At 35.6% G+C, this 26,255-nt stretch carries 30 protein-coding genes; 25 read left to right on the forward strand and 5 right to left on the reverse strand.

Annotation, left to right across the window (positions count from 1 at the left end):
* The first annotated feature begins 36 nt into the window (after positions 1-36).
* The 6 genes from coxB (at position 37) to CIL05_RS08400 (ending at position 5,520) form a co-directional block, all read left to right on the forward strand.
* Entirely contained in the window at positions 37-1,089 is a 1,053-nt protein-coding gene (gene coxB / locus CIL05_RS08375) for a cytochrome c oxidase subunit II (protein WP_095655078.1), read from the forward strand.
* Between the two features lie 49 nt (positions 1,090-1,138).
* Positions 1,139-2,992, forward strand: a complete 1,854-nt coding sequence (gene ctaD / locus CIL05_RS08380) for a cytochrome c oxidase subunit I (protein ID WP_095655079.1) — start codon at positions 1,139-1,141, stop codon at positions 2,990-2,992.
* A gap of 1 nt (position 2,993) precedes the next feature.
* A complete protein-coding gene (locus CIL05_RS08385) occupies positions 2,994-3,617 on the forward strand; it encodes a cytochrome (ubi)quinol oxidase subunit III (RefSeq protein WP_095655080.1) in 624 nt (207 codons plus the stop codon).
* A gap of 3 nt (positions 3,618-3,620) precedes the next feature.
* On the forward strand, positions 3,621-3,944 hold the full coding sequence (gene ctaF / locus CIL05_RS08390) for a cytochrome c oxidase subunit IVB (protein WP_095655081.1): 324 nt from the start codon (positions 3,621-3,623) through the stop codon (positions 3,942-3,944).
* Between the two features lie 151 nt (positions 3,945-4,095).
* Positions 4,096-4,992: a cytochrome c oxidase assembly factor CtaG gene (gene ctaG, locus CIL05_RS08395; RefSeq protein WP_095655082.1), complete on the forward strand. Its 897-nt coding sequence runs from the start codon at positions 4,096-4,098 to the stop codon at positions 4,990-4,992.
* Between the two features lie 72 nt (positions 4,993-5,064).
* Positions 5,065-5,520, forward strand: coding sequence for a DUF420 domain-containing protein (locus tag CIL05_RS08400; protein ID WP_095655083.1), 456 nt, complete (start codon positions 5,065-5,067; stop codon positions 5,518-5,520).
* Between the two features lie 48 nt (positions 5,521-5,568).
* Here the strand turns inward: CIL05_RS08400 and ytvI are convergent, their stop codons facing one another.
* Together ytvI and CIL05_RS08410 are read right to left on the reverse strand one after the other, a co-directional pair.
* Positions 5,569-6,627 (reverse strand): sporulation integral membrane protein YtvI, encoded by a 1,059-nt coding sequence (ytvI, locus tag CIL05_RS08405; RefSeq protein WP_095655084.1) that lies wholly within the window; start codon positions 6,625-6,627, stop codon positions 5,569-5,571.
* A gap of 162 nt (positions 6,628-6,789) precedes the next feature.
* Complete coding sequence (locus CIL05_RS08410) at positions 6,790-7,155, reverse strand: YugN family protein (RefSeq protein WP_095655085.1); 366 nt, start codon at positions 7,153-7,155, stop codon at positions 6,790-6,792.
* 235 nt (positions 7,156-7,390) lie between these two features.
* Between CIL05_RS08410 and CIL05_RS08415 the strand changes: the two genes are divergently transcribed.
* From CIL05_RS08415 to coaD, 7 genes are all read left to right on the forward strand, one after another.
* Positions 7,391-8,455: a CAP domain-containing protein gene (locus CIL05_RS08415; RefSeq protein ID WP_095655086.1), complete on the forward strand. Its 1,065-nt coding sequence runs from the start codon at positions 7,391-7,393 to the stop codon at positions 8,453-8,455.
* A 100-nt stretch (positions 8,456-8,555) separates the two neighbouring features.
* Positions 8,556-8,960: a YlbD family protein gene (locus CIL05_RS08420; protein WP_439144829.1), complete on the forward strand. Its 405-nt coding sequence runs from the start codon at positions 8,556-8,558 to the stop codon at positions 8,958-8,960.
* A gap of 15 nt (positions 8,961-8,975) precedes the next feature.
* Entirely contained in the window at positions 8,976-9,209 is a 234-nt protein-coding gene (locus tag CIL05_RS08425; protein ID WP_095655087.1) for a YlbE-like family protein, read from the forward strand.
* 51 nt (positions 9,210-9,260) lie between these two features.
* Positions 9,261-9,698, forward strand: coding sequence for a YlbF/YmcA family competence regulator (locus tag CIL05_RS08430; RefSeq protein WP_095655088.1), 438 nt, complete (start codon positions 9,261-9,263; stop codon positions 9,696-9,698).
* 84 nt (positions 9,699-9,782) lie between these two features.
* Complete coding sequence (locus tag CIL05_RS08435) at positions 9,783-10,058, forward strand: YlbG family protein (RefSeq protein ID WP_095655089.1); 276 nt, start codon at positions 9,783-9,785, stop codon at positions 10,056-10,058.
* A 328-nt stretch (positions 10,059-10,386) separates the two neighbouring features.
* Positions 10,387-10,941, forward strand: coding sequence for a 16S rRNA (guanine(966)-N(2))-methyltransferase RsmD (gene rsmD / locus CIL05_RS08440; RefSeq protein WP_095655090.1), 555 nt, complete (start codon positions 10,387-10,389; stop codon positions 10,939-10,941).
* A 15-nt stretch (positions 10,942-10,956) separates the two neighbouring features.
* The gene (gene coaD, locus CIL05_RS08445; RefSeq protein WP_095655091.1) at positions 10,957-11,436 is read left to right on the forward strand and encodes a pantetheine-phosphate adenylyltransferase; all 480 of its coding nucleotides are present in this window, start codon (positions 10,957-10,959) and stop codon (positions 11,434-11,436) included.
* A gap of 92 nt (positions 11,437-11,528) precedes the next feature.
* Here coaD and spoVV read toward each other — a convergent pair whose 3' ends face one another.
* The gene (gene spoVV, locus CIL05_RS08450; RefSeq protein WP_095655092.1) at positions 11,529-12,740 is read right to left on the reverse strand and encodes a dipicolinic acid transporter SpoVV; all 1,212 of its coding nucleotides are present in this window, start codon (positions 12,738-12,740) and stop codon (positions 11,529-11,531) included.
* Between the two features lie 325 nt (positions 12,741-13,065).
* Here spoVV and CIL05_RS08455 point away from each other — a divergent pair, with 325 nt between their 5' ends.
* Positions 13,066-14,091, forward strand: a complete 1,026-nt coding sequence (locus CIL05_RS08455) for a SepM family pheromone-processing serine protease (protein ID WP_095655093.1) — start codon at positions 13,066-13,068, stop codon at positions 14,089-14,091.
* 115 nt (positions 14,092-14,206) lie between these two features.
* Here the strand turns inward: CIL05_RS08455 and CIL05_RS08460 are convergent, their stop codons facing one another.
* Positions 14,207-15,424 carry a nucleotidyltransferase gene (locus tag CIL05_RS08460; protein ID WP_095655094.1) on the reverse strand — a complete coding sequence of 406 codons (1,218 nt, stop codon included), beginning with the start codon at positions 15,422-15,424 and terminating at the stop codon, positions 14,207-14,209.
* Positions 15,425-15,641: 217 nt separating this feature from the next.
* Here CIL05_RS08460 and CIL05_RS08465 point away from each other — a divergent pair, with 217 nt between their 5' ends.
* The 4 genes from CIL05_RS08465 (at position 15,642) to CIL05_RS08480 (ending at position 17,837) form a co-directional block, all read left to right on the forward strand.
* Positions 15,642-16,172 carry a YceD family protein gene (locus tag CIL05_RS08465; protein WP_095655095.1) on the forward strand — a complete coding sequence of 177 codons (531 nt, stop codon included), beginning with the start codon at positions 15,642-15,644 and terminating at the stop codon, positions 16,170-16,172.
* Between the two features lie 50 nt (positions 16,173-16,222).
* On the forward strand, positions 16,223-16,396 hold the full coding sequence (gene rpmF / locus CIL05_RS08470) for a 50S ribosomal protein L32 (protein ID WP_095655096.1): 174 nt from the start codon (positions 16,223-16,225) through the stop codon (positions 16,394-16,396).
* A 103-nt stretch (positions 16,397-16,499) separates the two neighbouring features.
* Positions 16,500-17,264: an enoyl-CoA hydratase/isomerase family protein gene (locus CIL05_RS08475; RefSeq protein ID WP_095655097.1), complete on the forward strand. Its 765-nt coding sequence runs from the start codon at positions 16,500-16,502 to the stop codon at positions 17,262-17,264.
* 93 nt (positions 17,265-17,357) lie between these two features.
* On the forward strand, positions 17,358-17,837 hold the full coding sequence (locus CIL05_RS08480; protein ID WP_095655098.1) for an RsfA family transcriptional regulator: 480 nt from the start codon (positions 17,358-17,360) through the stop codon (positions 17,835-17,837).
* Between the two features lie 61 nt (positions 17,838-17,898).
* Here CIL05_RS08480 and CIL05_RS08485 read toward each other — a convergent pair whose 3' ends face one another.
* Positions 17,899-18,378 carry an N-acetyltransferase gene (locus CIL05_RS08485; RefSeq protein ID WP_095655099.1) on the reverse strand — a complete coding sequence of 160 codons (480 nt, stop codon included), beginning with the start codon at positions 18,376-18,378 and terminating at the stop codon, positions 17,899-17,901.
* A gap of 419 nt (positions 18,379-18,797) precedes the next feature.
* On the opposite strand from CIL05_RS08485, the gene CIL05_RS08490 reads away from it, so the two are divergent.
* From CIL05_RS08490 to CIL05_RS08520, 7 genes are all read left to right on the forward strand, one after another.
* Positions 18,798-19,682, forward strand: coding sequence for a 2-dehydropantoate 2-reductase (locus CIL05_RS08490; protein ID WP_095655100.1), 885 nt, complete (start codon positions 18,798-18,800; stop codon positions 19,680-19,682).
* Between the two features lie 2 nt (positions 19,683-19,684).
* Positions 19,685-20,068 (forward strand): DUF3397 domain-containing protein, encoded by a 384-nt coding sequence (locus tag CIL05_RS22905; RefSeq protein ID WP_095655101.1) that lies wholly within the window; start codon positions 19,685-19,687, stop codon positions 20,066-20,068.
* An 85-nt stretch (positions 20,069-20,153) separates the two neighbouring features.
* A complete protein-coding gene (gene bshC, locus CIL05_RS08500) occupies positions 20,154-21,773 on the forward strand; it encodes a bacillithiol biosynthesis cysteine-adding enzyme BshC (protein ID WP_095655102.1) in 1,620 nt (539 codons plus the stop codon).
* Positions 21,774-21,965: 192 nt separating this feature from the next.
* Complete coding sequence (gene mraZ / locus CIL05_RS08505) at positions 21,966-22,397, forward strand: division/cell wall cluster transcriptional repressor MraZ (RefSeq protein WP_095655103.1); 432 nt, start codon at positions 21,966-21,968, stop codon at positions 22,395-22,397.
* 172 nt (positions 22,398-22,569) lie between these two features.
* Complete coding sequence (gene rsmH / locus CIL05_RS08510; RefSeq protein WP_206207761.1) at positions 22,570-23,547, forward strand: 16S rRNA (cytosine(1402)-N(4))-methyltransferase RsmH; 978 nt, start codon at positions 22,570-22,572, stop codon at positions 23,545-23,547.
* Positions 23,547-23,921: a cell division protein FtsL gene (gene ftsL, locus CIL05_RS08515; RefSeq protein ID WP_095655105.1), complete on the forward strand. Its 375-nt coding sequence runs from the start codon at positions 23,547-23,549 to the stop codon at positions 23,919-23,921. The genes rsmH and ftsL overlap by 1 nt, the downstream gene beginning before the upstream one ends.
* 16 nt (positions 23,922-23,937) lie before the next feature.
* Complete coding sequence (locus CIL05_RS08520; RefSeq protein ID WP_095655106.1) at positions 23,938-26,178, forward strand: PASTA domain-containing penicillin-binding protein; 2,241 nt, start codon at positions 23,938-23,940, stop codon at positions 26,176-26,178.
* Positions 26,179-26,255: the final 77 nt, after the last annotated feature.

Here is a 26,255-nt window from a genome sequence, read left to right on the forward strand (position 1 = left end):
TAAGGAATCAACTAGGAGAAAGAGAGGTATAAAAACATGAGAGGTTGGATGGGAAAATTTAAAAGCCTATTCCTGTTAAGTGCTTTAGCATTAGTTTTGGCAGGGTGTGGTAAAGAGAACCTGACTGCTCTTGTGCCAAAGGGTTATGGAGCAGAGTCTTCGATGAATTTAATTATTCTATCAACAATAATAATGTTGTTTGTTTTTGTTGTTGTTATACTTGTCTATGTAATTGTTTTAATCCGATTCCGTAGAAAGAAAGGACAGGAGAATTACATACCAAAACAAGTAGAAGGGAATAAAACACTTGAAACTGTATGGACAATAATACCAATTATTTTGGTGCTTATTCTTGCTGTACCAACTGTGGCAGCTACATTTGATTTAGCTGATGATTCCAATGCAAGTGAGCATATTAATGTTGATGTAACAGGTAATCAGTATTGGTGGCACTTTGACTATGCGGGAGAAGAATTCCAAACAAGTCAGGATTTATATATCCCTACTGGTGAAAAAGTATATCTGAATATGTTATCGTCTGATGTAATTCACTCTCTATGGATTCCCAGTATTTCCGGGAAAATGGATGTGAACCCTGAAAACGTAAATACAATGTATATAGAAGCATATGAAGAAGGGGTCTATTGGGGTAAATGTGCAGAGCTTTGTGGACCATCGCATTCTTTAATGGATTTCAAAGTAATTGCTGTAAGCCCTGAAGAGTATGATCAATGGGTGGAAGATATGCAAAGTGTAGATCCAGAAGCAGAACCTCAGGATGCAGTTGCTCAAGATGGTAAAGCAGCATTCGAGGAAAATAGCTGTATGTCATGTCATGCAATAGGTTCTTCACCGGCAGCGGTTGGTCCAAATCTGACTAACTTCGGTGATCGCAGTAAAATTGCTGGTTTCCTTGATCCTACGAAAAAGAATTTAGTTGATTGGCTAATGGATCCTGAGTCAATTAAACCAGGAAATAAGATGACTGGTAATTATCCTGAGCTTTCTGAAGATGAAGCGAGCAGTATCGCAGAGTACTTAATGCAATTGCAGCCTTCTGAAATAACTCCTGAGAGTGCAGGGAAATAATATATAAATATAAATAGGGATGGTACATGTAAAAAGGGAGGTTTAAGTCTTGAGTATAGCAGCTACTCAAAAGAGAGGCTTCGGGACTGTTTTGTGGGATTATTTAACCACTGTTGACCATAAAAAAATAGCACATCTATATTTATTTGGTGGTGGTTTCTTTTTCCTACTTGGCGGATTGGAAGCTTTGTTTATACGAATTCAATTAATAACACCTGAGAATGATTTTTTAAGTGCAGGTTTGTACAACGAAATGATAACAATGCATGGTACTACAATGATTTTCCTTGCAGCCATGCCATTATTGCTAGGTTTAATGAATGCGGTCATGCCACTGCAAATAGGTGCACGTGACGTTGCATTTCCATTTTTAAACTCATTGGGTTTATGGTTATTTATGTTTGGCGGGATTTTATTAAACCTTAGTTGGTTTTTAGGAGGAGCACCTGACTCTGGGTGGACATCTTACGCACCACTGTCAATTCAGTCTCCCGGGCATGGTGTTGATTTCTATGTATTAGGTCTGCAGATAGCTGGTGCAGGTACACTAATAGGTGGTATTAACTTCCTGGCAACTGTTGTAACGATGCGTGCACCAGGTATGACGTATATGCGTATGCCATTATTCACTTGGGCTACGTTCATTACAAGTGTTTTAATATTATTTGCTTTTCCGGCATTAACAGTTGGTCTATTCCTGTTAATGTTTGATCGTATGTTTGGTTCAGCATTTTTTGATGTTGCCTTAGGTGGTAATACAATAATCTGGCAGCATTTATTTTGGATATTCGGACATCCGGAAGTATATATTCTGATATTACCTGCTTTCGGATTATTTAGTGACATTTTCTCCACGTTTTCCAGAAAAAGATTATTTGGTTATACAGCAATGGTTTTTGCAACAATGCTGATTGCTTTTCTAGGGTTTATGGTATGGGCTCACCATATGTTTACAGTTGGGCTGGGTCCTGTAGCGAACTCAATCTTTGCAATAGCAACAATGGCTATCGCGGTACCTACCGGGATAAAAATCTTTAACTGGCTTGCAACAATGTGGGGCGGAAGTATTAAAATTAATTCTGCCATGCTATGGTCGCTAGGGTTTATACCTACATTTACAATTGGTGGTATGACTGGTGTTATGCTTGGCTCGTCTGTAGCTGACTACCAGTATCATGACACATATTTCGTAGTTGCTCACTTCCACTATGTAATTGTTGGTGGAACAGTATTTGGAATTTTAGCCGGCTTACATTATTGGTGGCCAAAAATGTTTGGCAGAATCCTTCATGAAGGAATGGGTAAATTCACGTTTTGGGTATTCATGATTGGATTCCATTTGACATTCTTTATTCAGCATTTCCTAGGGTTGATGGGTATGCCGAGACGGTACTGGGTATTCCTGGAAGATCAGGGATTGGATTTAGGTAACCTTATTAGTACAATTGGTGCATTCCTCATGGCGATTGCTGTGATTGTGTTCCTATATAATGTTGTTCACACAGCAATTAAAGGAGATAAAGCACCTGCAGATCCATACGATGGCCGTACATTGGAATGGACAACTGCTTCTCCACCGGCACACTATAACTTTAAACAGCTGCCGCTTGTCCGTGGATTGGATCCATTATGGATTGAAAAGACAGAAGGTAAAGGAAAAATGACTCCAGCAGAACCATTGGGAGATATTCATATGCCAAACGGTTCAATTTTACCGTTTATTATGTCACTTGGATTCTTCATAGCAGGAATTGGTTTCATTTTCCAAGTGGATCATAGTGCATGGTTAATAGCTGTATATGTTGGAATGGCAATAGCTATTGGATGTATGCTGATAAGATCACTGAAAGATGACCATGGTCATCATATACACAAAGAAGAACTTGAAAGGGAGGCTGACTAATATGAGTCAAGATCATTCCTTAAATCCGGAAACAATGCCAGCTGAACCAGAAAAAGCAACCCTTGAAGGTAAAAATAAATTTTTTGGCCTATGGTTCTTCCTTGGTGGTGAAACAGTTCTTTTCGCAAGTTTATTTGGTACCTATCTTGCATTGAAAAATTCAACTGCAGGTGGGCCGACTTCAAATGATTTGTTTGGATTGGAATTAGTTTTTCTTATGACAATTTTGTTATTGACCAGTTCTTTAACGAGTGTTTATGCAATGTATCATATGAAAAACAATGAATTTAAAAAAATGCAATTATGGCTTGGAATAACTGCTTTACTTGGTCTGGGATTCCTTGCATGTGAAATTTATGAGTTTGCACACTATATTACAGATTACGGATTTACTTTCCGTTCATCTGCATTTGGCTCAGCCTTTTATACATTAGTCAGTTTCCACGGAGGACACGTTATATTCGGACTCAGCTGGCTCATTGCATTGATGGTTCGTAACGCCAAAAGAGGCCTGAATCTATATAATGCTCCTAAATTCAACACATTTAGTCTATACTGGCACTTTATTGATGTTGTGTGGGTATTTATCTTTACAGTTGTATATTTAATGGGAAAGGTGGTTTAACTAATGACAGAAAACACCAGTACCAATAAAATAAATTCATTCCAAAAGCAAAAAAATAAAGACGAAATGAAAAAACAAGTCATTACCTTTGTTTTAATGATCGCTTTTACTATTGTAGCATTCGCTATTGTAGGAACAGGAATAATGCAAAAAATGTTTGTCATTCCTTTGCTGCTTATACTAGCGCTTGTACAGGTAGGCTTCCAATTCTATTATTTTATGCATTTGAAAGATAAAGGACATGAGATGCCTGCTACTATGATATATGGTGGCATGTGGGCTGCATTATTAACAATAGTAACATTATCGGTAATTGCTTGGTGGTAAGCTAAAAGATCGGGGAGCTCCCCGATCTTTTTAACTTTATAGTGGTTGTTCTTTAGTGATTGTTTACTAAAATGTCACATTAATGATGTGTACCGTAAGTTAATATGCGTTATAATATATAGATACAATCCGTTATATGGAGTGAATAATCATGTGGTTAGAACTACAAATTTTTGGGTTCCGAGCATTATGGAGTCCGTATTTCCTACTTTTTGTACTAGGCTTAGGGGTATTATATTTTTTAATAACCGGGCCGTTTCGTCACAAATTTGGTGGTTCTGAGAAACCATCCGGAAAACAACAAGTTTTCTTTTATGTGGCATTATTATTATTATATGCTGTAAAGGGTTCTCCAATAGACCTTCTGACACATATCACATTAACAGCACATATGGCTCAAATGGCTATTTATTATCTCCTATTTCCTATATTGGTTATCAAGGGTGTACCTGAATGGATTTGGAGAAAGTTTGTGAATTTACGTGTAATTAGACCGGTTTTAAAACTATTAACAAAACCACTTATTTCATTGTTATTGTTTAATTCACTATTTTCACTGTATCACATACCGGCTGTTTTTGACTTTTCAAAATCATCACAAATGGCACATACGTCAATTTCACTTATCATTTTATTAGCTGCATTTATCGTCTGGTGGCCAGTCATTACACCAGTCAAGGAATATGATACGTTGAATCCTCTCCTTAAGATAGCTTATATTTTTGCGAATGGGGTATTAATTACACCAGCATGTGTATTGATTATATTTGCTGATCACCCATTATTTGCAGCATATAGCCAGGACGGGGCATGGTTACAAGCAATGGCTTTATGTGTTCCTGGAGACGTATTACAAGGGATATCCTTTGCCATATCAGGACCGGAAATGTTTTCATCAATGAGTACAATGGAAGACCAGCAACTAGGTGGAATTATCATGAAAATCATGCAGGAAATTACGTATGGCATTATATTAGGTCGCGTTTTCTATAAATGGTTTAATAAAGAAAGTCTAAAAGTTGATCCATTACCTGCAGAGACAACCTAAAATCACCTTTAGGATAACTTAGTTCATTAACAAGTATTACGATGTTTTATTTATGAAAGGAATAGAGTCAATATGCCTTTTTTACCAACTATAAGTACATTTTTTATTCTTTTAAGTGCCGTTTTAGTAGCGATAGGCTGGAGATTTATTATTAAAGGGAATGCAAAAGCCCATAAAAAAACAATGATCTCAGCTGCTATCAGTGCACTATTGTTCTTTATTATTTATGTTTCAAGAACAATTTTCCTTGGAAATACAAGTTTTGGTGGACCGGATGAATTAAAAATATATTACACAATTTTTCTGATTTTCCATATTACACTGGCAACAACAGGTGCAGCGTTTGGAATAGTTACGCTAACATTAGCATTGAAACGGAAAATTAAAATACACAGAAAGATTGGTCCTGTCACTAGTATTATTTGGTTCTTCAGTGCATTAACAGGATTTGCTGTGTATTTACTATTGTATGTATTTTTTGAAGGTGGAGAAACAACAAGTATGATTAAAGCAATATTAGGATCTTAAGTAAAAAGGGTGGGAAGCATATGCTCCTCACCCTTTTTTACTATTTGTTTAAATTTTCACATTCCACTTAATAATTTCAGCTTCTTTTGCTGAATTAAAAGCAATGACTAGTAGTGGTCCTAGTATAAACCCGAAAATACCTAATAGCTTTAAACCTATAAACATAGCTATCAGTGTTGCAAGAGGAGATAATCCAATATGTTGTCCCATTACTTTTGGCTCGACAGTCCTTCTGATTGCCAGCAAAATTATTGCGAGTACCGCCAATTGGATTCCTGTACTGGTATCTCCTGCCAATAATAGGAATAATGCCCATGGGCCCAATACGATGATGGAGCCTATGATAGGTATGAGATCAACAATCCAGATGATCAGAGCCATAATGATTGCAACTTCCGGAACGACGATGAACAATCCTATTAAGGTTACTGCCAGTATGATGAGACTTACTAAAAACTGTGCTTTAAAAAACCCTAAAAATACAGTTGAAAGTCTGTTATTCATAAAGGATACTTTTTCTGCTGTTTCTTTTGTCAATAAACTATATGATTTTGATTTAAGTATTGGTAATTCAAGCATGAACAAAAATAAAGCAATTAAATAAACAATAAAACTAATTAAATACTGTGGAACTTTAGCAAATATCTGTGCAATATTGTCCAAAGTAATCTTTTCTTTTGCTGTGTTACTTAGTGAAGTTAAATTTTCTTCAATACTAGCCGAAACTTGATCAACAAACTCCTTCGGTAAGTTATTGGTGTATTGTTGAAAGTCAGATTCCCAATCGTTATAGGCTTCATTTAATTGATTGAAATAAGTGGGAACGTCTTCCACAAAATTTACAACCTGTGTTACGGCTTTAGTCACAACAAAAGTACCTGCAATCCCAATCACAAGCAGAAATAGAAGAAAAACTATAATAACAGCATTTTTCCTATTTACTTTTATTTTTGTTTGAATTAGCCGAATGATTGGATTAAGTACCAGGGCAGTAATGAATGCAACAACTAACGGAATAGATATTGGTAAAATAAAGAAAAAAACCAATAAAAGAAAAAGCGTTAAAAGGATAAATGTCCAATGGCGTTTAGATAAAGTACGAAACAAAGTAGTACGCTGTCCCCTTTCATAAATAAAGTAAGTATAGTTATGTATGTATATAAAAAATATAGCACTTAATTGATGTTTTGAACAGATTAATATTACGAGTTTTAAAGTTAAAAAACCAACTGCTCATGTACTATTGATAGGCAGTTGGTTTTATTAGACCTACTTTTTATATTGTGCAATTTCTTCTGATACTTTTGATACTAAAGTATTTGCACGTTCAACCAGGTTTTCCGGAAAATTCTCATTTTCACCGTATTCTACACCATGAGGGTAGTAATGTTTGCCCAGAAGAGGGGTCAGTAATTTAATTACTGCATTTCCACGGTCTACATCACCTTCAACAGCATAGCCCTGAATACGAATATAATATGTAATATTTTTTTCTTTTGAACCAATTTTATAATCATAGGTTACTCGTTCGTAATCCCATTGGCCTGCCCGAATAAAAGCATGTTTCCCTGTTAAATGATCTAGTGGTTTCAAATCTATAATAACATCTTCTATTCCAGTATTTTCTAATCTCATCTTATCCACCTCGCATATTTGTCCTCACTAATCAATAATAATATGAATTTCCATAAGTTGCAACGAAAAAAGCAAACCTTATCATTAGTGTCTCAGTCTCTTTTATAATAATAACATAAAATGTTTAATAATACTTGTGATTATCATAGGGAGAGTAGAATGGATCTTTCTATTAATGCATATAGTTTAAGTATATATAGTAACTAAAAATTCGGGGAAAAAGGAGTTCGTATTCATGCGGTTTATTCGAAATCTCACCTTCATAGCTTTACTTGCAATTATCGGTTTTTATTTTCTTGAAAAAAGCAATATCTCACCAGATGAAGCAGTTAGCATTGAAAGCAATATGGTAGAAGAAAAGATAAGTTTACTTGAAAATAAAGTAGCTCCGGAGGAAAAGAGAAATATACCATTGCAAGGTGAAATTTATGATTGGATGGGTAAATCCCCAAAAGAGTTGGTTCAAGCACTGGGAGAGCCGCTCAGAAAGGATTTAAGTGCATATGAATACACATGGTGGGTTTATACTGATCAATCGGACCATTATGTACAATTTGGAGTTGTGGATAATGAAATAATAACAATCTATGCAACCGGGGATAATTTGAACATAGAGTCGGTTGCTATAGGTCAGCACTACAATACTGTAAGTGAAGAACTTACATTTTCAGATGAAGTTACTTATAGTAAAGGATTTTCTTTTTATACCTTCAGGTTAAGTGAGGAAGATTTACAGATGCGCCCTTTAGTGAAGGTATCAGATGAAATCTTTATTCAGTGCTATTTTGACACTTTTTCAAATGTATTGTCATCTGTTCGTGTCCTTACAGCAGATACATTACTAAAACATCGTCCATATGAATTAGAATATCGTGGCGATCTACCTGGTGAGCTCAGGTTATCGGATGAACAGTGGGCTGAGGTTGAAAGCGGTATGGAGCAGCAGATATTTGATTTAACAAATGTAATGCGTAACCAGCATGATAAACAGAAATTGGATTGGGAAGAAGCTGTGAGTAATGTAGCATTTCTTCATAGCGAGGATATGGCTGAAAATAATTATTTCTCGCATTACAGTAAAAATGGCGCTGATCTGCAGGAACGTTTAGCAACTAAAGATATTTTTTATATGAAAGCAGGTGAAAATATAGCAGCACAATATCCGGATGCTCCTGCAGCAATGGAGGGATGGTTAAATAGTGATGGCCACAGGGAAGCTTTATTAAAAGATGAATATACTCATTTGGGAGTAGGGGTTTATCGTTTATATTACACCCAAAACTTTTTATCCAAACCATAAGCGTGTTCATTTACTATTTGTCAGTGGTCGGCTTAATTGTTCGCACAGTACATCTGAAATTAGCATAAATTAATTAGTAACAGATGACTATGCTAAAGAGGTGAAAAATTTGAACAATGAAAGACTGGACCCGACTGTTATGGAGTTTAAACAATTTATCAATAATCATCCTAAATTACTTGGAAATATAAGAAGAAGCGGTAGATCCTGGCAGGAATATTATGAGCAATGGGCATTACTCGGTGAAGAAGACCCTTTATGGGATCAATATAAAACAGCTGATAAAACGTCTGAGAAAAAAACGGAATCTGCTAAAGAAAATAACTTTGAATTATTATCTCAATTGATGAAGCTCACGGAAAATATGGATATAAATAAAGTTCAAAAACAGGTACATCAATTAAGTAATACGATAACTACAGTTCAAGAGGTATTAGGCCAATATCAAGAATCAAAAAAACCAAAAGACAATGCAGGAGATCCTTTTAATTGGTTTCGGGATTAAGTGAGGTGTGAATGAATGGATTCAACAAGCTATAACTATTTATCTGAAAATCCCCATCTGGCCAGGTTTGTTCGATATAATCCAATTTGGTATCGCTATCTATCACGGGACCCTCATAGAATATATGAGTTGGAAAAGGAAGCAAAAAGGTTTTACGGTAAAACTTTCCCACAACGTGTAGAAAAACTGAATAACCAAGTACAAATGGTCGGGATGCTTATCCAATTTGCCGGTGCTATGAAGGATTAATGATTTTCAAGGTTGCAATTAAATGATATGATATTGTTGGAGGTGTATATAATGATAGCTACGCTGGAATATGTAGATATACTTGATCGATCTGAATCATTGGGAAAAAGGATAATAGAATCAGACGTCATGGAAGCCTACAACAATACTCAAAGAGCATTGAATGAAGATAAAGAAGCACAACAGCTTATTAAAGCTTTTGCAGATATAAAGGATCATTATGACGACATACAGCGGTTTGGGAGATACCATCCGGATTATAATGAAATCATGAAAAAGGTCCGTTCAACAAAACGGGAAATGGATATGAATGATAAAGTGGCAACTTTTAAAATTGCAGAAAGAAACTTACAGAAGCTCCTGGATGAAGTTAGTGAATATGTAGCACTAAGTGTCAGTGATCAGATCAAAGCACCTAAAGACGGGGCTGCATTAAGTGATAGTGGTTGCGGCTGTGGAAGTGGTGGCGGTTGTAGTTGTGCATCTTAGCCAACTGACCCTTAATTAATATATTGAAGTAAACTGCCTATTTTGTTACACTAATTGGAAATAGGATGTTAGTGAGGATAAATGATGAGAATGAAACGACAGGGACTTATAATCTGGTTTCAACATATGAAAAATATTAAACAAATAAAAAGGTATGGTCATTTAATTTACGCATCAAAAAAGTTAAAGTATGCTGTAATTTATGTTGATCACTCAGAGCTTCAGGATGTTGAATATAAATTATTGAAGCATTCATTCATTTCAAAAGTAGATCGATCCTATAAACCTTTTGTTGAGACAAATTACGAAAATGCAAAACCAGATAAGGCAAAACAATATGATTATAAAATGGGAATCTAAAAACTTTGTGGATTATTTAAATCCACAAAGTTTTTTTGTTTACAAGTCTTGTGCTTTGTTCCCAATAGAAAAAACCTGCAGAAATAATCTCTGCAGGTCCTTTTGTTTTCCGTTTTAGAAAAACAAAAAGGCAAAGGGAGAGGAGAAACCGGAGAAAGAACTTATGGGGAAGTTTAAGTCTTCTCCGAGTTTTGAAACAACCAAGCTAACGATTAGCTGTCTCATTATGTTATTATGTACGAGAAAAAAGTTTTCATACGCTTAGATTTAATTTTAATCTTCTCTATGATAGGATTAATGTCGAATAGTGTATAATCGAGGTGAGTGAGTGCGTGTTATAGCAGGTGAGTTAAAAGGGAGGCAGCTAAAGGCTGTTCCAGGCAAAACTACAAGACCTACTACGGATAAGGTAAAAGAAGCCGTCTTCCAGGTTATTGGGCCTTTTTTTCAGGGTGGGGCAGTAATGGATTTATTTGCAGGCAGTGGTTCGTTGGGGATAGAAGCAATTAGCAGAGGTATGGACTTTTGCGTATTTGTTGATAAGCACCCAAAAGCAATACATACTATACATGAAAATGTAAAAGGAATGGAAATTGAGCAACAAACGGAGGTTTTTCGGGCGGATGCTTTTCGGGCAATACATGCAGCAGCTAAGAGAGAATTACAATTTGATTTAATTTTACTTGATCCGCCATATAAAAAAGTAGATTATGAAAAATTTTTAAATGAAATTGTAAAACTTCAACTGATGAAGCAGGATGGGATCATTTATTGTGAACACGATATGTCTGAAAAACTACCGTTGAAACATGATGACTTTTTATTATTAAAGCAGGAAAATTATGGGGGAACGGTAGGAGTAACTATCTATCAAATGAACTAGAAAGGAATAATTACTATGGGAAAATTAGCAATTTGTCCAGGAAGTTTTGATCCTATAACATTGGGGCATTTAGATATTATCGAGCGAGGTGCAAGTATTTTTGATCGGGTAACAGTAACAGTATTTAATAACCAATCAAAGGCACCATTGTTCTCTGTGGAGGAAAGAATCGATTTAATTAAGGAGTCGACCAAACACTTACCAAATGTGTCTGTCGATTCTTCTGATCGGTTACTAATGGACTATGCAACAGAAAAAAATGCTCATGCGATTATTCGGGGGTTAAGGGCAATCAGTGACTTTGAATATGAGATGCAAATTACTTCCATGAACAGAAAACTGAATAAAGATATTGAGACATTTTTTATGATGACAAACAATCAATATTCTTTCTTAAGCTCAAGTATTGTTAAAGAAGTTGCAAGATACAAAGCAAATGTTTCAGATCTTGTTCCGGAAGTTGTAGAAAAAGCTTTAAAAGAAAAATATAAATAAAAAATACTTGAAAAGATGTTGCAGCCTAATCTATGCAACATCTTTTTTTATCTAACTGTAGTAGATGTAACTCTAGTAAATTGTAGTTTCATCTAATTTTTTCTACGATATAAAATGAATGCTGCAATTCCCAAAAATGAAATGGTAAGGAATGGCCCTATTTGTCCAATGAAATCCAGAATGACAATCCATATATTTTGCGTAACATCCTGGGATACAGGAATATCATCCATTTCAAAAGCCTGTTTATTTAAATATAAAGGTTTGTATAGCAGTACAGTTAAGATACTTGCAACTGTTCCATGAATAAATCTGGAAACAAAGTAGGGCGTAAAACGAATGTCTGTTTTTGATAATATACTTGCTACTTGTGCCTGAATTGAAAAACCATTAAACCCGAGTATAAAACTAACAACGATTGCTACTGCCAGTTGCGAGTTTATTGTTAAATCTGAGATTAATTTGGCCCCTATCGTTATTTCAAATAACCCGGAAAAGAAGGGAAGTGCCATTTCAATCGGCAATGATAATAAATTTAATAACTGTTCAAAAAAAATAGCGATAAACGGAGAAACACCTGTTAAGAATATCATTTTAATCAGCACGGAAAAAAGAATGATGAACCCGCCAACCATAACCAATGTTTTGATTGAATTTAATACTGCATCACCGACTACTTCACCTAATGGACGCTTATCATTTAGTCTTGTCCGATGCATTTCCCGAAAAGCTCTGACTATAGAAACTCTTTTTCTTTTAGTTTTTTGCTTTCCTGCTTTACTTTTAGTTTCATTTCGACCGTGAAAACGCATGCAGATACCGACAATGGCATTGCCGACATAATGACAGGTTGCTAATAATACTCCAAGTTTTGCATCACCAAAAAAACCAATGGAAACTGCACCAAAGATAAACAAAGGACTGGAATTATTCGTGAAAGAGACCAGCCGTTCAGCTTCAATTCTTGAAATTTGTTTGTCCTCACGCAATCGTGCCGCAATTTTGGCACCTGTAGGATAGCCGCTTGCCATTCCCATAATCCACCCAAAGCTTCCTTCACCTGGAACATTAAATAAAGGCCGCATAATTGGTTCAAATAAAACTCCGAGGAATTTAACGACGCCAAAAGCAAGTAATAGTTCTGCCATAATAAAAAATGGAAGTAATGAGGGGAAAACAACTTCCCACCACATATTCAAACCCCGAATACTGGCCTCCAATGCGTCATCAGGAAATTTAATTAATGAGAACACGATAAATACTGTGATGCCTGCAAAGAGTAAAGTATTTACTTTTTGTTTCAATATAAAGCCCCCTACTGTAAGAGCCTTGCTCTGTACAACTCATTTGGATAGTAGTAGAATAATTTTAGCTCGTTTTTTACACTGATAGGCAAGTATAACTTTATGAGGAAAAGTATAAGTGCAACTAAGGCTTGGCGATAAGCCAAGTTTTCTAACAGTGGATTAAAAAAATCCTTCTGTTGAACTCGTTCTTATATAAATTACTAAATAATTTGTACAAGTCTCTATCAATATACGCACATACACATCCTTTTTATGCCATACACTTTTTAAAAGATATATAATTCAAATGGATGTGCCTGAAATACATGGACGGGGGTAAAGCATGAAGTTTTCAAAAAGACATATTTTTTCTTTATTAATGGTAATTATTGTAGCGTTTTTTCTCTCTTCATATAAACTTCCATACTATATTCAAAAACCTGGAGGTGCAGATGCTTTAAATCCAATAGTTGAAGTAGTTGATGGATACGAAAGTGAAGGAGATATGCATCTTGTGACGATCAGTGGAGGACAAGCAACACCGCTTCAATACATATGGGCTAAAATATTGCCGCATAGCGAAATACTCCCACTTGAAGTTGTACGACCAGAGGGGGTCTCAGATGAAGAATATATGCAGGCACAATTGCAAATGATGGAAAACTCTCAAGAAGCTTCCATAGTTGTTGCCTATGAAGCAGCAAATAAAGATATTACGATAGAATATAATGGTGTATACGTCGTTTCTGTTGTTGAAGGAATGCCTGCTGACGGTAAACTGCAAATGGCTGACCGAATTATTGGTATTGATGGAAATGAAATAAATGAGGCTGATGATTTAATTAATTATGTTGAAAATAAACAAGCCCAGGATGTAATTACACTAGATGTTGTAAGAGAAGAAGAAACTATTAAAAAGGATGTTACATTGGAACAATTCGCTGATATGGATAATAAGATAGGAATTGGGATTCGGTTGGTTACAGATCGCAGTGTCAGTGTAAATCCAGAGGTTCGTTTTTCCAGTGGAAGAATTGGTGGCCCAAGTGCTGGTTTAATGTTTTCATTGGAAATTTATGATCAGCTGCTAGAAAATGATCTTACAAAAGGATATGAAATTGCTGGAACAGGGGAAATAGATTATAACGGAAAAGTATATCGAATCGGCGGGATTGATAAAAAAATTGTTGCAGCAGACAAAGAAGATGTTGATATATTCTTCGCTCCAAATGAAGATGGTTCAGAGGATTCAAATTATCAGGTAGCTAAAAAGACTGCTGAAGAAATTGAAACTGATATGAAAATTGTTCCAGTGGATACATTTGAAGATGCAATGAACTATTTAGAAAAACTGGAATCAAAAAAATAGACCCCATAAGAGGTCTATTTTTTTTGGTGTTTTCTAAAAGAATGTAATAGCGATTACTCTAGCCACCTAATGATTAGTTGTTCTTAAAACATATTAAAAAAGCCACTTTTAATTGCTAATCGTTAAATATTATTGGTGCTTGTAATTCCTGCATAAAAAGCTGTTGCCTGTTCCTGGGTGAAAGGATACTATAATATGCATTTGCAGCCTTTTCTTCCAGTTGGAGCATTGGACTGTTGTTACGACCAAGGCTGGAAACTAAGGGAACATCCATATTCTTTTTTCTATTATTTAAATAGGCCTGGCCAGTTTTAGTCATTCCCAATAGACGTACGTATGGAACAGTTGAAGCAGATTCTACCATCTTCATGTCAGACTTCTTTGTGTTTGTTAGAATATGTACAAATATTCGTTGGATTCTTGTCCAGGTATATCTCTTCGTTTTAACCCGACCAACCCAATCATTGAACGATATAGCTTTCTTTGCTGTTTTTTTAATACGATATTCCAACCCTTCATCAACACCATGAACTTCCGCAAGTTCCTGAGTAGTCATGGTCATGACGCGATAATGAATAATTTGAAAGTACTTTTCCCACATATGCCAGGTTTCAGCAGTATTCATGTAATCCTTTAGCTGTTTAATGGTTTCATCAGGCATTGTTTTTAATACTTGTTCAGTGATGGTTCTTTCCTTAAACAGTTGTTTTCGGATACTTGTAGCACTTGCTATAGAGCCTGTGATCGTTTGCTGATGGTATCCACTGTTTGTTCGTTGGATTGTCAAGGGCTGAATAGGGAGTTTCTTTTCCAGGATTGCTTTTATATAGCTGAAACCAAGTATATTATTTGGCTTCGCTAAATCCATTTCAGGTGTAGATAAACCAAGTTGCCGATAGGCATACTTGCTGGCTTCGGGAAAAGATATTCCTTTTGCAAGATGTGTTTTAAGGGTTTTCCTATAAATAGCTTCTTTTTCTTTAAAGATTTCATAACTTGTTATAAAATGGGATATATCACCAGATTCACTGCCAAAACAAATACTGGATACACCTACTTCGTGTAATGTTTGAACAGATCCTTTTGCAAATAAATCACTGCTTTGTACAGCGTATGGATATGGCAATTCCAAAACAATGTCTATCCCTGATTGCAGAGCGGCCGGAACACGATGAAATTTATCGATGATTGCGGGCTCTCCTCGCTGCAGGAAATCCCCGCTCATTACAGCAATCATGCAGTCAGCACCCGAAGTCTTTTTAGCTTCCTGGATATGATGGACGTGTCCATTATGAAAGGGATTGTATTCAACAATTAAACCACATGCATTCATACAAACAACTCCTTACCGAGTTTGGTGATAATAATTGTATCATAAGAAAAGAAACAATGGCACGAATGGAAAAACATGATTATTGATAAACGTACAGGGAATGCTATTAGTACAGTGTACATAAGAAAATGGAGAATTGGTTAATCTGTAAAGAAAATATCTTGACAAAAGTCTATTTTTCTTTTAAAATAATTCTTGTTGCCTTGGGGTGATTACAATGAAATTTGCTTTAGCGCAAATACGGAAAAATGCTTTTAATAAGCCTTATTCCTTTAGTGAAAAGGTTGACGTTTCTGAACTGGAAACAATGAATAATGATATACGTGAAATTAAACCTGTACAGGTACACGGAAAGTATTTTGTTCAGGGTGAGGAGATTATTTTTTCAATAACAATTAGTGGGGAAATGATTTTACCTTGTGCACGTACATTAGTGGATGTACCGTATCTTTTTGAAATAAATGCGGATGAGGTGTTTTCAACATCGCCTTATTATGGTGAAGCAGAAGAGGAAAATGAAATTCATCCAGTTATTGGGGAAGTTCTTGACTTATTCCCATATATAAAGGAAAATATTTTATTAGAGATTCCTTTTCGAGTGTTCTCCGAAGAAGCAAAGACATCAGATCAAGCTCCTGTAAAAGGACAAGGTTGGGAATTTATTTCAGAGGAAACGAATGAAAAAACGATAGATCCACGGTTAAAAAAATTGGAGTCTTTTTTTAAGGATAACAAGAAAGAAAAATAGGAATTATATTCTAAAGTTTTTGCTTTCGTTATATGAAGGAGGTGTAAGTCATGGCAGTACCTAAAAGTAGAACTTCTAAAAAAGTAAAAAATCAACGTCGTACTCATAAAAAACTACACGTACCTGGCATGGTAGAATGTTCAAATTGTGGAGAATTAACCAAATCACACCATGTTTGTAAATCATGTGGACATTATGATGGTAAAGAAGTGGTAAGTAAATAATTTTACTTGAAAAAAACGGATCACAACCTGAATGTGATCTGTTTTTTTATATATTGGAACATCCACTACAGGAACATTATCCACTAAAGGGGAGAGAGTTTAGTTGACTGAGACAGTGTTATATCGAAAAATCGATGATGGGGATTACGGGGAAATTTGCATACAACGACCCAAAAAACATAATGCGATAACTAAAGACATGGTTGATGGATTACATAATAGTTTAAAACAGGCAAAACAGGATTCACTCAAGTTTCTGGTAATAACCGGAGCAGGAAATAAAATGTTTTGTGCGGGTGGAGATTTAAATGAATTACACGGGGACTTAACTCCTGATGAAGCTTTCTCACATTTATATCCAGTGAAAGAAGTACTCTATGAAATTGTATCCTTTCCAGTTCCGACTATCTGTCTGCTCAATGGAAATGCATTAGGGGGAGGGTGTGAAATTGCAACAGCATGTGATATTCGAATCGCAAAAGAAAATTCCACATTTGGCTTTGTACAAACGAAACTTGGAATTATTCCTGGCTGGGGCGGTGGCGCGCTTCTTTATGAGAAAGTTAATCCAAACTTCGCATTTCAATGGTTGATGGAAGCAAGCATTTTTGAAGTAGCCTATTTAAAAGAACGGGGATGGGTTCATCACATCGTAACCCAGGAAGAAATAAATAATAAAAAGGAATTATTAAAGCCTTATATATCGAAATCCTATGACCAAATGAAAATATTAAAAAACCAGTATAAGAAAAAGATAGCGAGTATTGGGTTATCTTCTTTGATGAATGAGGAAGTTCGTAATTGTGCTAATTTATGGGATTCTAAAGAGCATAAAGATGCAGTAAAGGAATTTTTAAGTCGAAAATAGTATCTTCCGTACTTTTTCTTATAAAAATATAAAACATTTATTCTATCACTCCTATTTTTTGCATACATTGATAGCAATATAAGGAGGGATGTTATGAATGCAACTAGGCAGGATGCCTGGACAAAAGATGAAGATATAATCCTTGCGGAAACAGTACTTCGTCATATACGGGAAGGAAAAACGCAGCTGGAAGCTTTTAAGGGAGTGGCAAAACAACTCTCACGTACATCAGCCGCTTGTGGATTTCGCTGGAATGCAACCATTCGCAAGAATTATCACGATGCAATCCAACTAGCAAAGGAAGAAAGAAAACAAGGAAACAAAAAAGAAGTATGGCAGCTTGTTGGACATGAGAATCAGGAGAAAAATACAATAGAAACAGCTATATTATTGTTGGAAAAAATGAAATCGAATTTTCCCGATGAAAATCCATTACAGCAAGAACAAGCAAAACTGTTAGAACAGCTAAAAAAAGAAAATGAACGTTTAAAACAGCAATTATTACGTTATGATAATGCTTGGGAAGAAATGGGGAAGCTTTGGGGTTGGGTGAAGAACGGTCAGAATGAATAAAAAGAATAAAGACATGAATGAAATAGTGCCATTCATGTCTTTCACTTTGTAAGGTATTATTTTAATGGGATTCCTGCTCTTTAACACCCTCCGGCATCCAGATGAGCGGATTTTCACCAAGATCCCTTTCCATATCATAATGGGCTTTTTGAAAGTTCATTTTTTCCCAAAAACCATGTGAATTTATCCGAGGGTTTGTTTTAATTGGTACGTTATAACTTTTCGCAAAGTCAACTAACGCTTTTCCATATCCTTTACCACGATAACTTGGCAGTACTTCCAGCTTCCATAGTGTTAAATAGTCCTGAGGCGGTTCAAAATATGCATCATATCTTTTCTTTACTTTGTACAAACTCATCCTTGCCACAAGATTATCACCATAATAAATGCCATAAAATGGTGAATCCGCATCATTCTCAACGATGTTATCCTGCAGATCATCCAACATAGATAATTCCTGATTACCATATTCTTTAAAGTACTTAAATTTTTCCAATGTTTTATAATTGATCAATAGTTTTTCGATTTTTATTTGTTGCATAAAAATTTACCCCCTTGTAATGAAATAGCAGTAGATAATGAATATCTATCTTGATTATAATTAATTGATTCCGCTTTCAATTGTTGACACCAAATAATTTTAGTATCTCTATTAATCTTATTATAATATAAATAAACATATTTTGAAATAAGAAAACGAATAATTCCATCCTTTGGCATTAAATAATCAATTCTGTATAGCTATTTCATCTGATGTTTTGGTACAATATTGCATAAGAGGATGTTCAAAAAGTCCGGTAAAAATGACACATCGAATTTCTTCGTTGGCTTGCTATTCTGCTGCTCACGTATTAACTGCATACGTTCCGCTGCTCATAGCTGCGCCGCCTCGAACTTCTCGGTCCTTTATATCCTCCTTTTTGAACACGCACTATAAGAAAATGAAGTGAGGCGAACGAAATGAATATTGGGGTAATTGGTGGGGGGGCCATTGGCTTATTAATAAGTGGCTATTTGTCATCGGATCATAATATTACGATATATGTAAAAAGGGATGAGCAGAGAGATAGTATTAATAATAAGGGACTGTTTTTCTCGCATTCCACCAAACCTATTTTTGTAAACTCCAAGCTTATTGAAGATATGAAGAAGGAAGATTGTGTGATTATCTGTGTTAAACAATCACAAATTCCTTCCGTTTTTCCTAAGCTTCATAAGGCTGATATAAATACTCACTTCTTATTTTTACAAAATGGAATGGGGCATATCAAGTTTATAAAAAACATGAATCAACCGGTTTATTTAGGTGTTGTTGAACATGGTGCCTTACGGATTAATGATCATACTGTCATGCATTCAGGAAATGGAATAATTAAGATATCCGGATATAATAAAACGAAGCAGGAGAGCAGAGAACTTATTCACTTGCTGGATCAACCCGCCTTTCCGGTTGTTATGGAAGAAAGTTGGTCACAATTACTTGCTGAAAAACTCGTAATTAATGCTGTTATAAATCCATTAACTGCTCTATTTGATTGTAAAAATGGTTATATTTCTACAAATTCATATATACATGGTCTTGCAAGGGAGCTTTGCAGGGAAGCTGCTTTGGTTTTGGGATTGGATGATTTTGAAGAACAATGGAGACGTGTTTCGGATGTAGTTGAAAAAACTGCTGAAAATACTTCGTCGATGTGTAAAGATATAAAAGATAACAGAAAAACAGAAATAGAAGCTATTACCGGCTACCTGATAGAAAATAAAAAAAATATAAATATTCCATATACATCATTTGTTTACAACAGTATAAAAGCATTGGAAGTGAAAAAGGGGATAACGGGATAAGCATGATTGATTTTATCATTTATTTGATTGCGTTTTTTATAACAGTTCCAATCTTTGCAACATGGCTTTTGTATAAGATTATCAGGAAATTTAAACACGGGAAGTTGAGGGCCTTTCATCAAGCAGTAAACTGGACAACTATTTTATACATTATAGCAGTTACCATCCTTCTGACTATCATTTTTGAAAAGCAATTTATTGGTATTACTTTGGTTTTTCTTTTATCGATATTGACAGTAATAATAATTTTTCAATGGAAGATGAATACAGAGATTTTATTTAAAAAAGCAATAAAAGTTTTTTGGCGATTTTCATTTTTAATATTTTTTGTTATATATATTTGTTTATTGTTGATCGGAGTCATTCGGCAGATTTTCTTCTATTAATCATCATGTGAAACAGATTAAATGAATTTCAGTAAAGATTTATGTACAATACATAGAGAACATTATGATGAAGGAGTATTTATCTATGCAGATCGACTCTATACCGTTAAATAAACAGAGCAAATTAATAAATGATTACCGAAATAATAATGATAATATTATGCAGTTTTTTGATTATCATCCATTTCAGGATTATGAGCAAAGAGTGAAAGATTTAAAAGATCGTCAGTTTAATCGGGAGCAGCTAACGGATGTATTACGAACGTTAAATCAGGAATGGGATGCTCCTGAATCAACATATAAAAATATTGACCGATTAAAAAGGGAAGATAGTGTTGTAGTTATTGGGGGGCAGCAGGCTGGGTTATTGACAGGGCCGATGTACTCGCTAAATAAAGTGATCTCTATTATTCAGTTTGCAAGAAAGCAGGAAGAGGAATTACAAATCCCTGTTATCCCTGTTTTTTGGATTGCTGGTGAAGATCATGATTTTGATGAAATTAATCATATCTTTTTACCGGAAGTTCCACAAATGAAAAAATACAAGCTTCTTCAGCGTATGTTATACAAAAGCTCCGTTTCTCATATAAATATAGATCAATTGTACAGTGATCAATGGTTAAATCGATTATTTGAAAACCTTAAGGAAACACAATTTACGAAAAATTTATATGAAACAGTTAAGAGTTGTATGGATAAATCAACTACATATGTGGATTTCTTTGCCCGTGTGATTTTCCAATTGTTTAATGATGAGGGCTTGGTATTAATTGATTCGGGACATCCAAAAGTTCGAGAGATGGAAAACAGTCATTTTCTGCAATTAATTGAGAGACAGCCTGAAATTAGCAGTGGGGTATATGCTGCAGCTGAGCAATTGGAGCAAAATGGATATTCCCTTGCGATGGATGTTGAAGAGAATGATGCCCATCTTTTTTATCATTTAAATAATGAACGGGTATTACTAACCCGAAATGAAAACGGGGAATGGATCGGGAAACAGAATGAGGTTATTTTAACAACAGATGAACTAATTACCATTGCAAAAAAACAACCCGAACTATTAAGTAATAATGTGGTTACGCGTCCACTTATGCAGGAATTATTATTTCCTTCATTGGCTTTCATTGGCGGTCCTGGTGAGATAAGCTATTGGGCTGTGTTAAAACCTGTATTTTCAGCATTTCAAATAAAAATGCCACCGGTTTTACCGCGCTTATCGTTTACTTACATGGAACGAAGGGTGGAAAAAGCATTAAATAAATATGAAATATCTGCTGCTCGTGCCATTAATGATGGGGTGGCTGATATAAAGGATAGTTGGCTGGAATCAAAAAACAGCCCTCCTATTCAGCAGATTGCTAAAGAGATCAAACAAACGATTGATCATGCCCATAAACCACTTCGGGATATTGCTTTGGATATCCGCTCGGATTTGGGAGAATTAGCAGAGAAGAATTTATTTTATCTTCAATGTGATGTTGAGTTTTTAGAGGAAAGAATTATAAAAGCACTGGAAGAGAAATATGCCAAAGAACTAAATGAATTTGATTTAATCAATACAGCATTGCGGCCTGAGGGTGGATTACAGGAACGTATGTGGAATCCACTGCCATGGTTAAATGAATATGGTTCTGACTTTATAAAAAAATTAACCAAGCAATCTTGTTCGTTCCATAACGTACATTATGTTGTTTATATTTAAGTCCCCACCTTTCACCACTAATTAAATAATTGTAATGAAAAGCTGTCTTTCATTGATAAGACAGCTTTTTTTATTTGTCTCCTAATAGTTCGAATTACTTAATTTTATCTATATATCCTATTTATTTAAAAATTGGTGGTGGAGAGTGGGGGGATGTGGTAGAATAGAAAATATGAAAGTGGGGCGAACTTTATGTTCATGGGTGAATACCAACATAGCATTGACACAAAAGGCAGAATTATTGTCCCTTCCAAGTTTCGTGATGAACTTGGGGAAAGCTTTGTTATTACCCGTGGACTGGATAAATGTTTGTTCGCCTACCCAATGAATGAATGGAAAGTATTAGAAGAAAAACTAAAAAAACTCCCACTTACTAAAAAGGATGCCAGAGCATTTACCCGATTTTTCTTTTCCGGAGCAGTTGAATGTGAAGTGGATAAACAGGGAAGAATAAACATTCCACAGACACTAAGAAATTATGCTGTACTGGAAAAAGATTGTGTTGTAATCGGTGTATCCAATCGAATTGAATTTTGGGCTAGCGAGAATTGGGAAGATTACTTCAATGATTCAGAGGAATCATTTGCAGAGATTGCCGAAAATCTAATGGATTTTGATATTTGATGGACTAAGGCGTAAGTGCCCGTTTAGCGACGTATGGACTGGATTGAGCCGTAGGAGATAAAGGAAACACGATGAGCGTAAGCGAGTCGATGTTGACTTATCGTACGAAGGTGAAGGAAGTCAATTAGTCGCTGGGTGCTGGAGCTAGATGTGAATAGAAGTGGGTGTACGGATGTTTGAACATTACAGTGTTTTAAAAGATGAAACAATTAAAGGACTTTCAATAAAGCCTGGTGGTACATATGTTGATTGTACTGTAGGTGGTGGAGGTCATTCAGAGGAAATTGCTTCTCAATTGGATGAGAATGGATTGCTTGTAGCCTTTGATCAGGACATTGATGCATTAGCTGCTGCAAAAGATAGACTAAAAGCATACCATGATCGAATTACCTTTATTCATTCCAATTTTAGAGGACTAGAAAAGCAATTGGCAGACCATCAGATACACCATATTGATGGAATATTATTTGATCTGGGCGTATCGTCACCACAATTGGATAGGGGAGAAAGAGGTTTCAGCTATCAGCATGATGCAGAACTGGATATGCGAATGAACCAAACAGAAGAGCTGACCGCTTTTGAGATAGTAAACTCCTGGGACTACAATGAATTAGTAGCTATCTTTTTTAAATATGGGGAAGAGAAATTTTCAAAACAAATTGCGAGGAAAATTGAAACATATAGGAAAACAGAGCAAATTCACACAACACATCAATTAGTGGAAATAATAAAGGATGCTATACCCGCACCTGCACGCAGAAAGGGCGGACATCCGGCAAAACGAATTTTTCAGGCTATCCGGATCGCTGTGAATGATGAACTGACAGCATTTAATGACGCGCTTCATCAAGCTGCCAGGGTAGTGAATGAAAATGGGCGTATTGTAGTAATTACTTTTCACTCACTTGAAGATAGAGTGTGCAAACAAGCTTTTAAAAAATGGAGTACAGCAAAAGAAACACCGAGAAATTTACCGGTGTTACCGAAGGACCACGAGGCACCATTCAAACAGATAACCAGAAAACCAATTATAGCAACTGATCATGAATTAACAGAAAATCGGAGATCACGTTCAGCTAAATTACGCATTGTTGAAAAACTTAATGAATGGAAAGACGAATTTACGTATGAGGAAGGGTGGAAAAAATAATGAGTGCAAATCACGCCCGGAGCTGGCAGCAAACAAGTCCGCAACAAATCCCTGAAAAAGACCAAAAAGTTGCGGTAAAAGTAAAAAAACAAGGTTGGATTACCAAAGGGGAAAAAGTATTATATACTATAGTAAGTACATGTTTAATTGCATCAGGAATTTATATAGTCTCATTTTCATCGTCCACTGATACACTAAATCGTAATTTGCAGGAATTGGATCAAACAGTGCAAACACAGCAAGTGACGAATGAAGGGCTTTTATTTGAGAAGAAAGAATTAAGCAGACCTGAGAGAATTACTCAAATTGCTAAAGATAATGGATTAAAATTACAGGATGCTGAAGTGAAACAAGCACACGCATTCAACAATTAATCAAGGGGAACGTCATATGAGGAAAAACAAAACAACTCACTTTATGGCAGGAATACTCATCATACTCTTCGTAGGTGTTTTCCTGGTACTTGCAGGAAGATTTATGTACATTCAGGCAACTGGTGAGATTAACAATATTTCCTTGGAGGAATGGGCGGATAAAAAGCGAACAAATACTTATTCATTAAGTGCTGAAAGAGGTAAGATTTTTGATAAAAATGGAATGACGCTAGCTTATGACATGCCTACATTTCGTGTTATTGCAATTGTAGATGAAGCTTATTCCGGAAATTCAGAGGAGCCAAAGCATGTCAATGATCCGGAGAAAACTGCGAAAATGCTGGCTCCTTTATTGGATGTTGATGCAAGTTACATTCTGGAACGACTAGAAAACGGTATCGAAAATGAAAAGTGGCAAGTTGAATTTGGAAAAGAAGGAAGAGAGCTTTCCCAGCAGGAAAAAGATGAAATTGACGCACTTGACATACCAGGCATTATTTTTGAAAAAGAACCCATTCGGTATTATCCAAATGGCATGTTTGCTTCACATATTATCGGTTTTGCCAGGGATACAGACATAGGAACTGAAGACGGAATTTCAAAAGAGATCATGGGAATAGCCGGGATGGAAAAGGAAATGAATGATTTACTGGCTGGAAAAGATGGTCGTATTTCCTATCAGCGTGATAAGTATAATAAAAAGCTTTTAGATCCTAATGAGGTTATTACAAAGCCAGAGGATGGCGATGATGTTTATTTAACCATCGATCAAAAAATCCAAACACTTTTAGAAGATGTATTGACACAGGTGGAAAAAGATTATAACCCTAAACGTATAACAGCCGCTGTAATGAATCCAAAAACAGGTGAGATTCTGGCAATGAGTAATAGACCCAGCTATAATCCTAATAACCCGGCAAATGTAGAAAACTGGTACAATGATGTAATTTCGAATCCTGTTGAACCAGGGTCTACAGTGAAAATGTTTACATGGGCGGCAGCAATTGAAGAAGGCGTTTATAATGGGAGCGAAGGATTTAAGTCTGGTAGCTATAGTCCAAATGAACAAGTAAAAAAAATTCATGACCATAATGGTGGCAGAGGTTGGGGGACAATCTCCTTTGATGAAGGTTTCCGGCGTTCATCCAATGTTGCTGCAGCAAAGCTGGCTTGGGAAAAACTTGGTTCAGAGACATACCTGAAGTACTTGCAGGCATTTGATTTTGATAAACCTACGGGAATCGACTTGCCTGGTGAAATTCCTGGGCAAATATTGTTTGACTGGCCAATTGAAAAAATAACAACAGCCTTCGGACAAGGTTCTACCCTAACACCGATTCAACAAATGAAAGCTGCAACTGCTATTGCAAATGATGGTAAAATGCTTCAGCCATATGTAATACAAAAAATAGTTGATCCAAACACAGGTGATATTATTGAAGAAAAATCACCAAATGTAGTAGGTAAACCTATTTCTAAAGAAACTTCAGAGCAAGTACTAAATTTACTTGAATCTGTTGTTAATGGAGAAAATGGAACAGGAAAAAGATATAAGCTGGATGATTATACGGTTGGTGGTAAGACCGGTACTGCGGAAATACCAGGTCCTGATGGAACTTATATGACTGGAAGAGAAAATTATATTTTTTCATTTCTGGGAATGGCACCAATTGATGATCCACAGTTAATGATGTATGTATCTGTTCAACAGCCGGAGCTCGAGCCAACAGAGCCAGCTTCTTTGCCGGTATCATTTATTTTTAATAATGTAATGAAAAATAGCTTGCATTATTTAAATATAGATCCTGATAAAGAAGAAAATTCTTCCGTTGAAACGATAAAAGTACCAAATATAATAGGTAATGATTCAGAAGCCGCAAAAAAAGAATTAACAGAAAAAGGATTAAACGTTACTGTAGTTGGTTCAGGGGATGTTGTTTCAGGAAATGTTGAGGAAGGTGATGAGGTTCTACCTAATCAACGGATTATACTGGTGGCAGATCAACCAACAATGCCAAATATTATTGGCTGGTCGAAGCGCGAGGTTATGCAATTGAGTGATTTACTGAAGTTTAAGATGGAAGTGTTTGGAAACGGTTATGTAATTACTCAAAATATTAAAGAGGGAACCCCTGTGAAAGAGAATGACTATCTTGGCGTAGAATTATTACCACCCGATGAAATAAATGAAGAAACAAACAGCAATGATGAAAGCCGGGAAGATATTTCAGGGGAAGCGGAAAATGAAGCGGAATAAATATTTCACACCAAATTAAACAGTGTTCTATTCAGTTTTTATAACACATATAGTGGATATAAGCCTACCTATGAAAA

The sequence above is a fragment of the Virgibacillus profundi genome (assembly GCF_002287375.1).
GTDB lineage: Bacteria > Bacillota > Bacilli > Bacillales > Amphibacillaceae > Virgibacillus_K > Virgibacillus_K profundi.

Bases quoted from the DNA above. Each gene is read 5' to 3' on its own strand.
- CIL05_RS08385 (WP_095655080.1), top strand. From the start codon at position 2,994: ATGAGTCAAGATCATTCCTTAAATCCGGAAACAATGCCAGCTGAACCA.
- ctaF (WP_095655081.1), top strand. From the start codon at position 3,621: ATGACAGAAAACACCAGTACCAATAAAATAAATTCATTCCAAAAGCAA.
- rsmH (WP_206207761.1), top strand. From the start codon at position 22,570: ATGTTTGAACATTACAGTGTTTTAAAAGATGAAACAATTAAAGGACTT.
- CIL05_RS08415 (WP_095655086.1), top strand. From the start codon at position 7,391: ATGCGGTTTATTCGAAATCTCACCTTCATAGCTTTACTTGCAATTATC.
- CIL05_RS08480 (WP_095655098.1), top strand. From the start codon at position 17,358: ATGAATGCAACTAGGCAGGATGCCTGGACAAAAGATGAAGATATAATC.
- CIL05_RS08425 (WP_095655087.1), top strand. From the start codon at position 8,976: ATGGATTCAACAAGCTATAACTATTTATCTGAAAATCCCCATCTGGCC.
- CIL05_RS08460 (WP_095655094.1), bottom strand. From the start codon at position 15,424: ATGAATGCATGTGGTTTAATTGTTGAATACAATCCCTTTCATAATGGA.
- CIL05_RS08435 (WP_095655089.1), top strand. From the start codon at position 9,783: ATGAGAATGAAACGACAGGGACTTATAATCTGGTTTCAACATATGAAA.
- coxB (WP_095655078.1), top strand. From the start codon at position 37: ATGAGAGGTTGGATGGGAAAATTTAAAAGCCTATTCCTGTTAAGTGCT.
- CIL05_RS08520 (WP_095655106.1), top strand. From the start codon at position 23,938: ATGAGGAAAAACAAAACAACTCACTTTATGGCAGGAATACTCATCATA.
- ftsL (WP_095655105.1), top strand. From the start codon at position 23,547: ATGAGTGCAAATCACGCCCGGAGCTGGCAGCAAACAAGTCCGCAACAA.
- CIL05_RS08400 (WP_095655083.1), top strand. From the start codon at position 5,065: ATGCCTTTTTTACCAACTATAAGTACATTTTTTATTCTTTTAAGTGCC.
- rpmF (WP_095655096.1), top strand. From the start codon at position 16,223: ATGGCAGTACCTAAAAGTAGAACTTCTAAAAAAGTAAAAAATCAACGT.
- coaD (WP_095655091.1), top strand. From the start codon at position 10,957: ATGGGAAAATTAGCAATTTGTCCAGGAAGTTTTGATCCTATAACATTG.
- bshC (WP_095655102.1), top strand. From the start codon at position 20,154: ATGCAGATCGACTCTATACCGTTAAATAAACAGAGCAAATTAATAAAT.
- CIL05_RS22905 (WP_095655101.1), top strand. From the start codon at position 19,685: ATGATTGATTTTATCATTTATTTGATTGCGTTTTTTATAACAGTTCCA.
- CIL05_RS08410 (WP_095655085.1), bottom strand. From the start codon at position 7,155: ATGAGATTAGAAAATACTGGAATAGAAGATGTTATTATAGATTTGAAA.
- CIL05_RS08465 (WP_095655095.1), top strand. From the start codon at position 15,642: ATGAAATTTGCTTTAGCGCAAATACGGAAAAATGCTTTTAATAAGCCT.
- ctaG (WP_095655082.1), top strand. From the start codon at position 4,096: ATGTGGTTAGAACTACAAATTTTTGGGTTCCGAGCATTATGGAGTCCG.
- mraZ (WP_095655103.1), top strand. From the start codon at position 21,966: ATGTTCATGGGTGAATACCAACATAGCATTGACACAAAAGGCAGAATT.
- CIL05_RS08430 (WP_095655088.1), top strand. From the start codon at position 9,261: ATGATAGCTACGCTGGAATATGTAGATATACTTGATCGATCTGAATCA.
- CIL05_RS08490 (WP_095655100.1), top strand. From the start codon at position 18,798: ATGAATATTGGGGTAATTGGTGGGGGGGCCATTGGCTTATTAATAAGT.
- CIL05_RS08485 (WP_095655099.1), bottom strand. From the start codon at position 18,378: ATGCAACAAATAAAAATCGAAAAACTATTGATCAATTATAAAACATTG.
- CIL05_RS08455 (WP_095655093.1), top strand. From the start codon at position 13,066: ATGAAGTTTTCAAAAAGACATATTTTTTCTTTATTAATGGTAATTATT.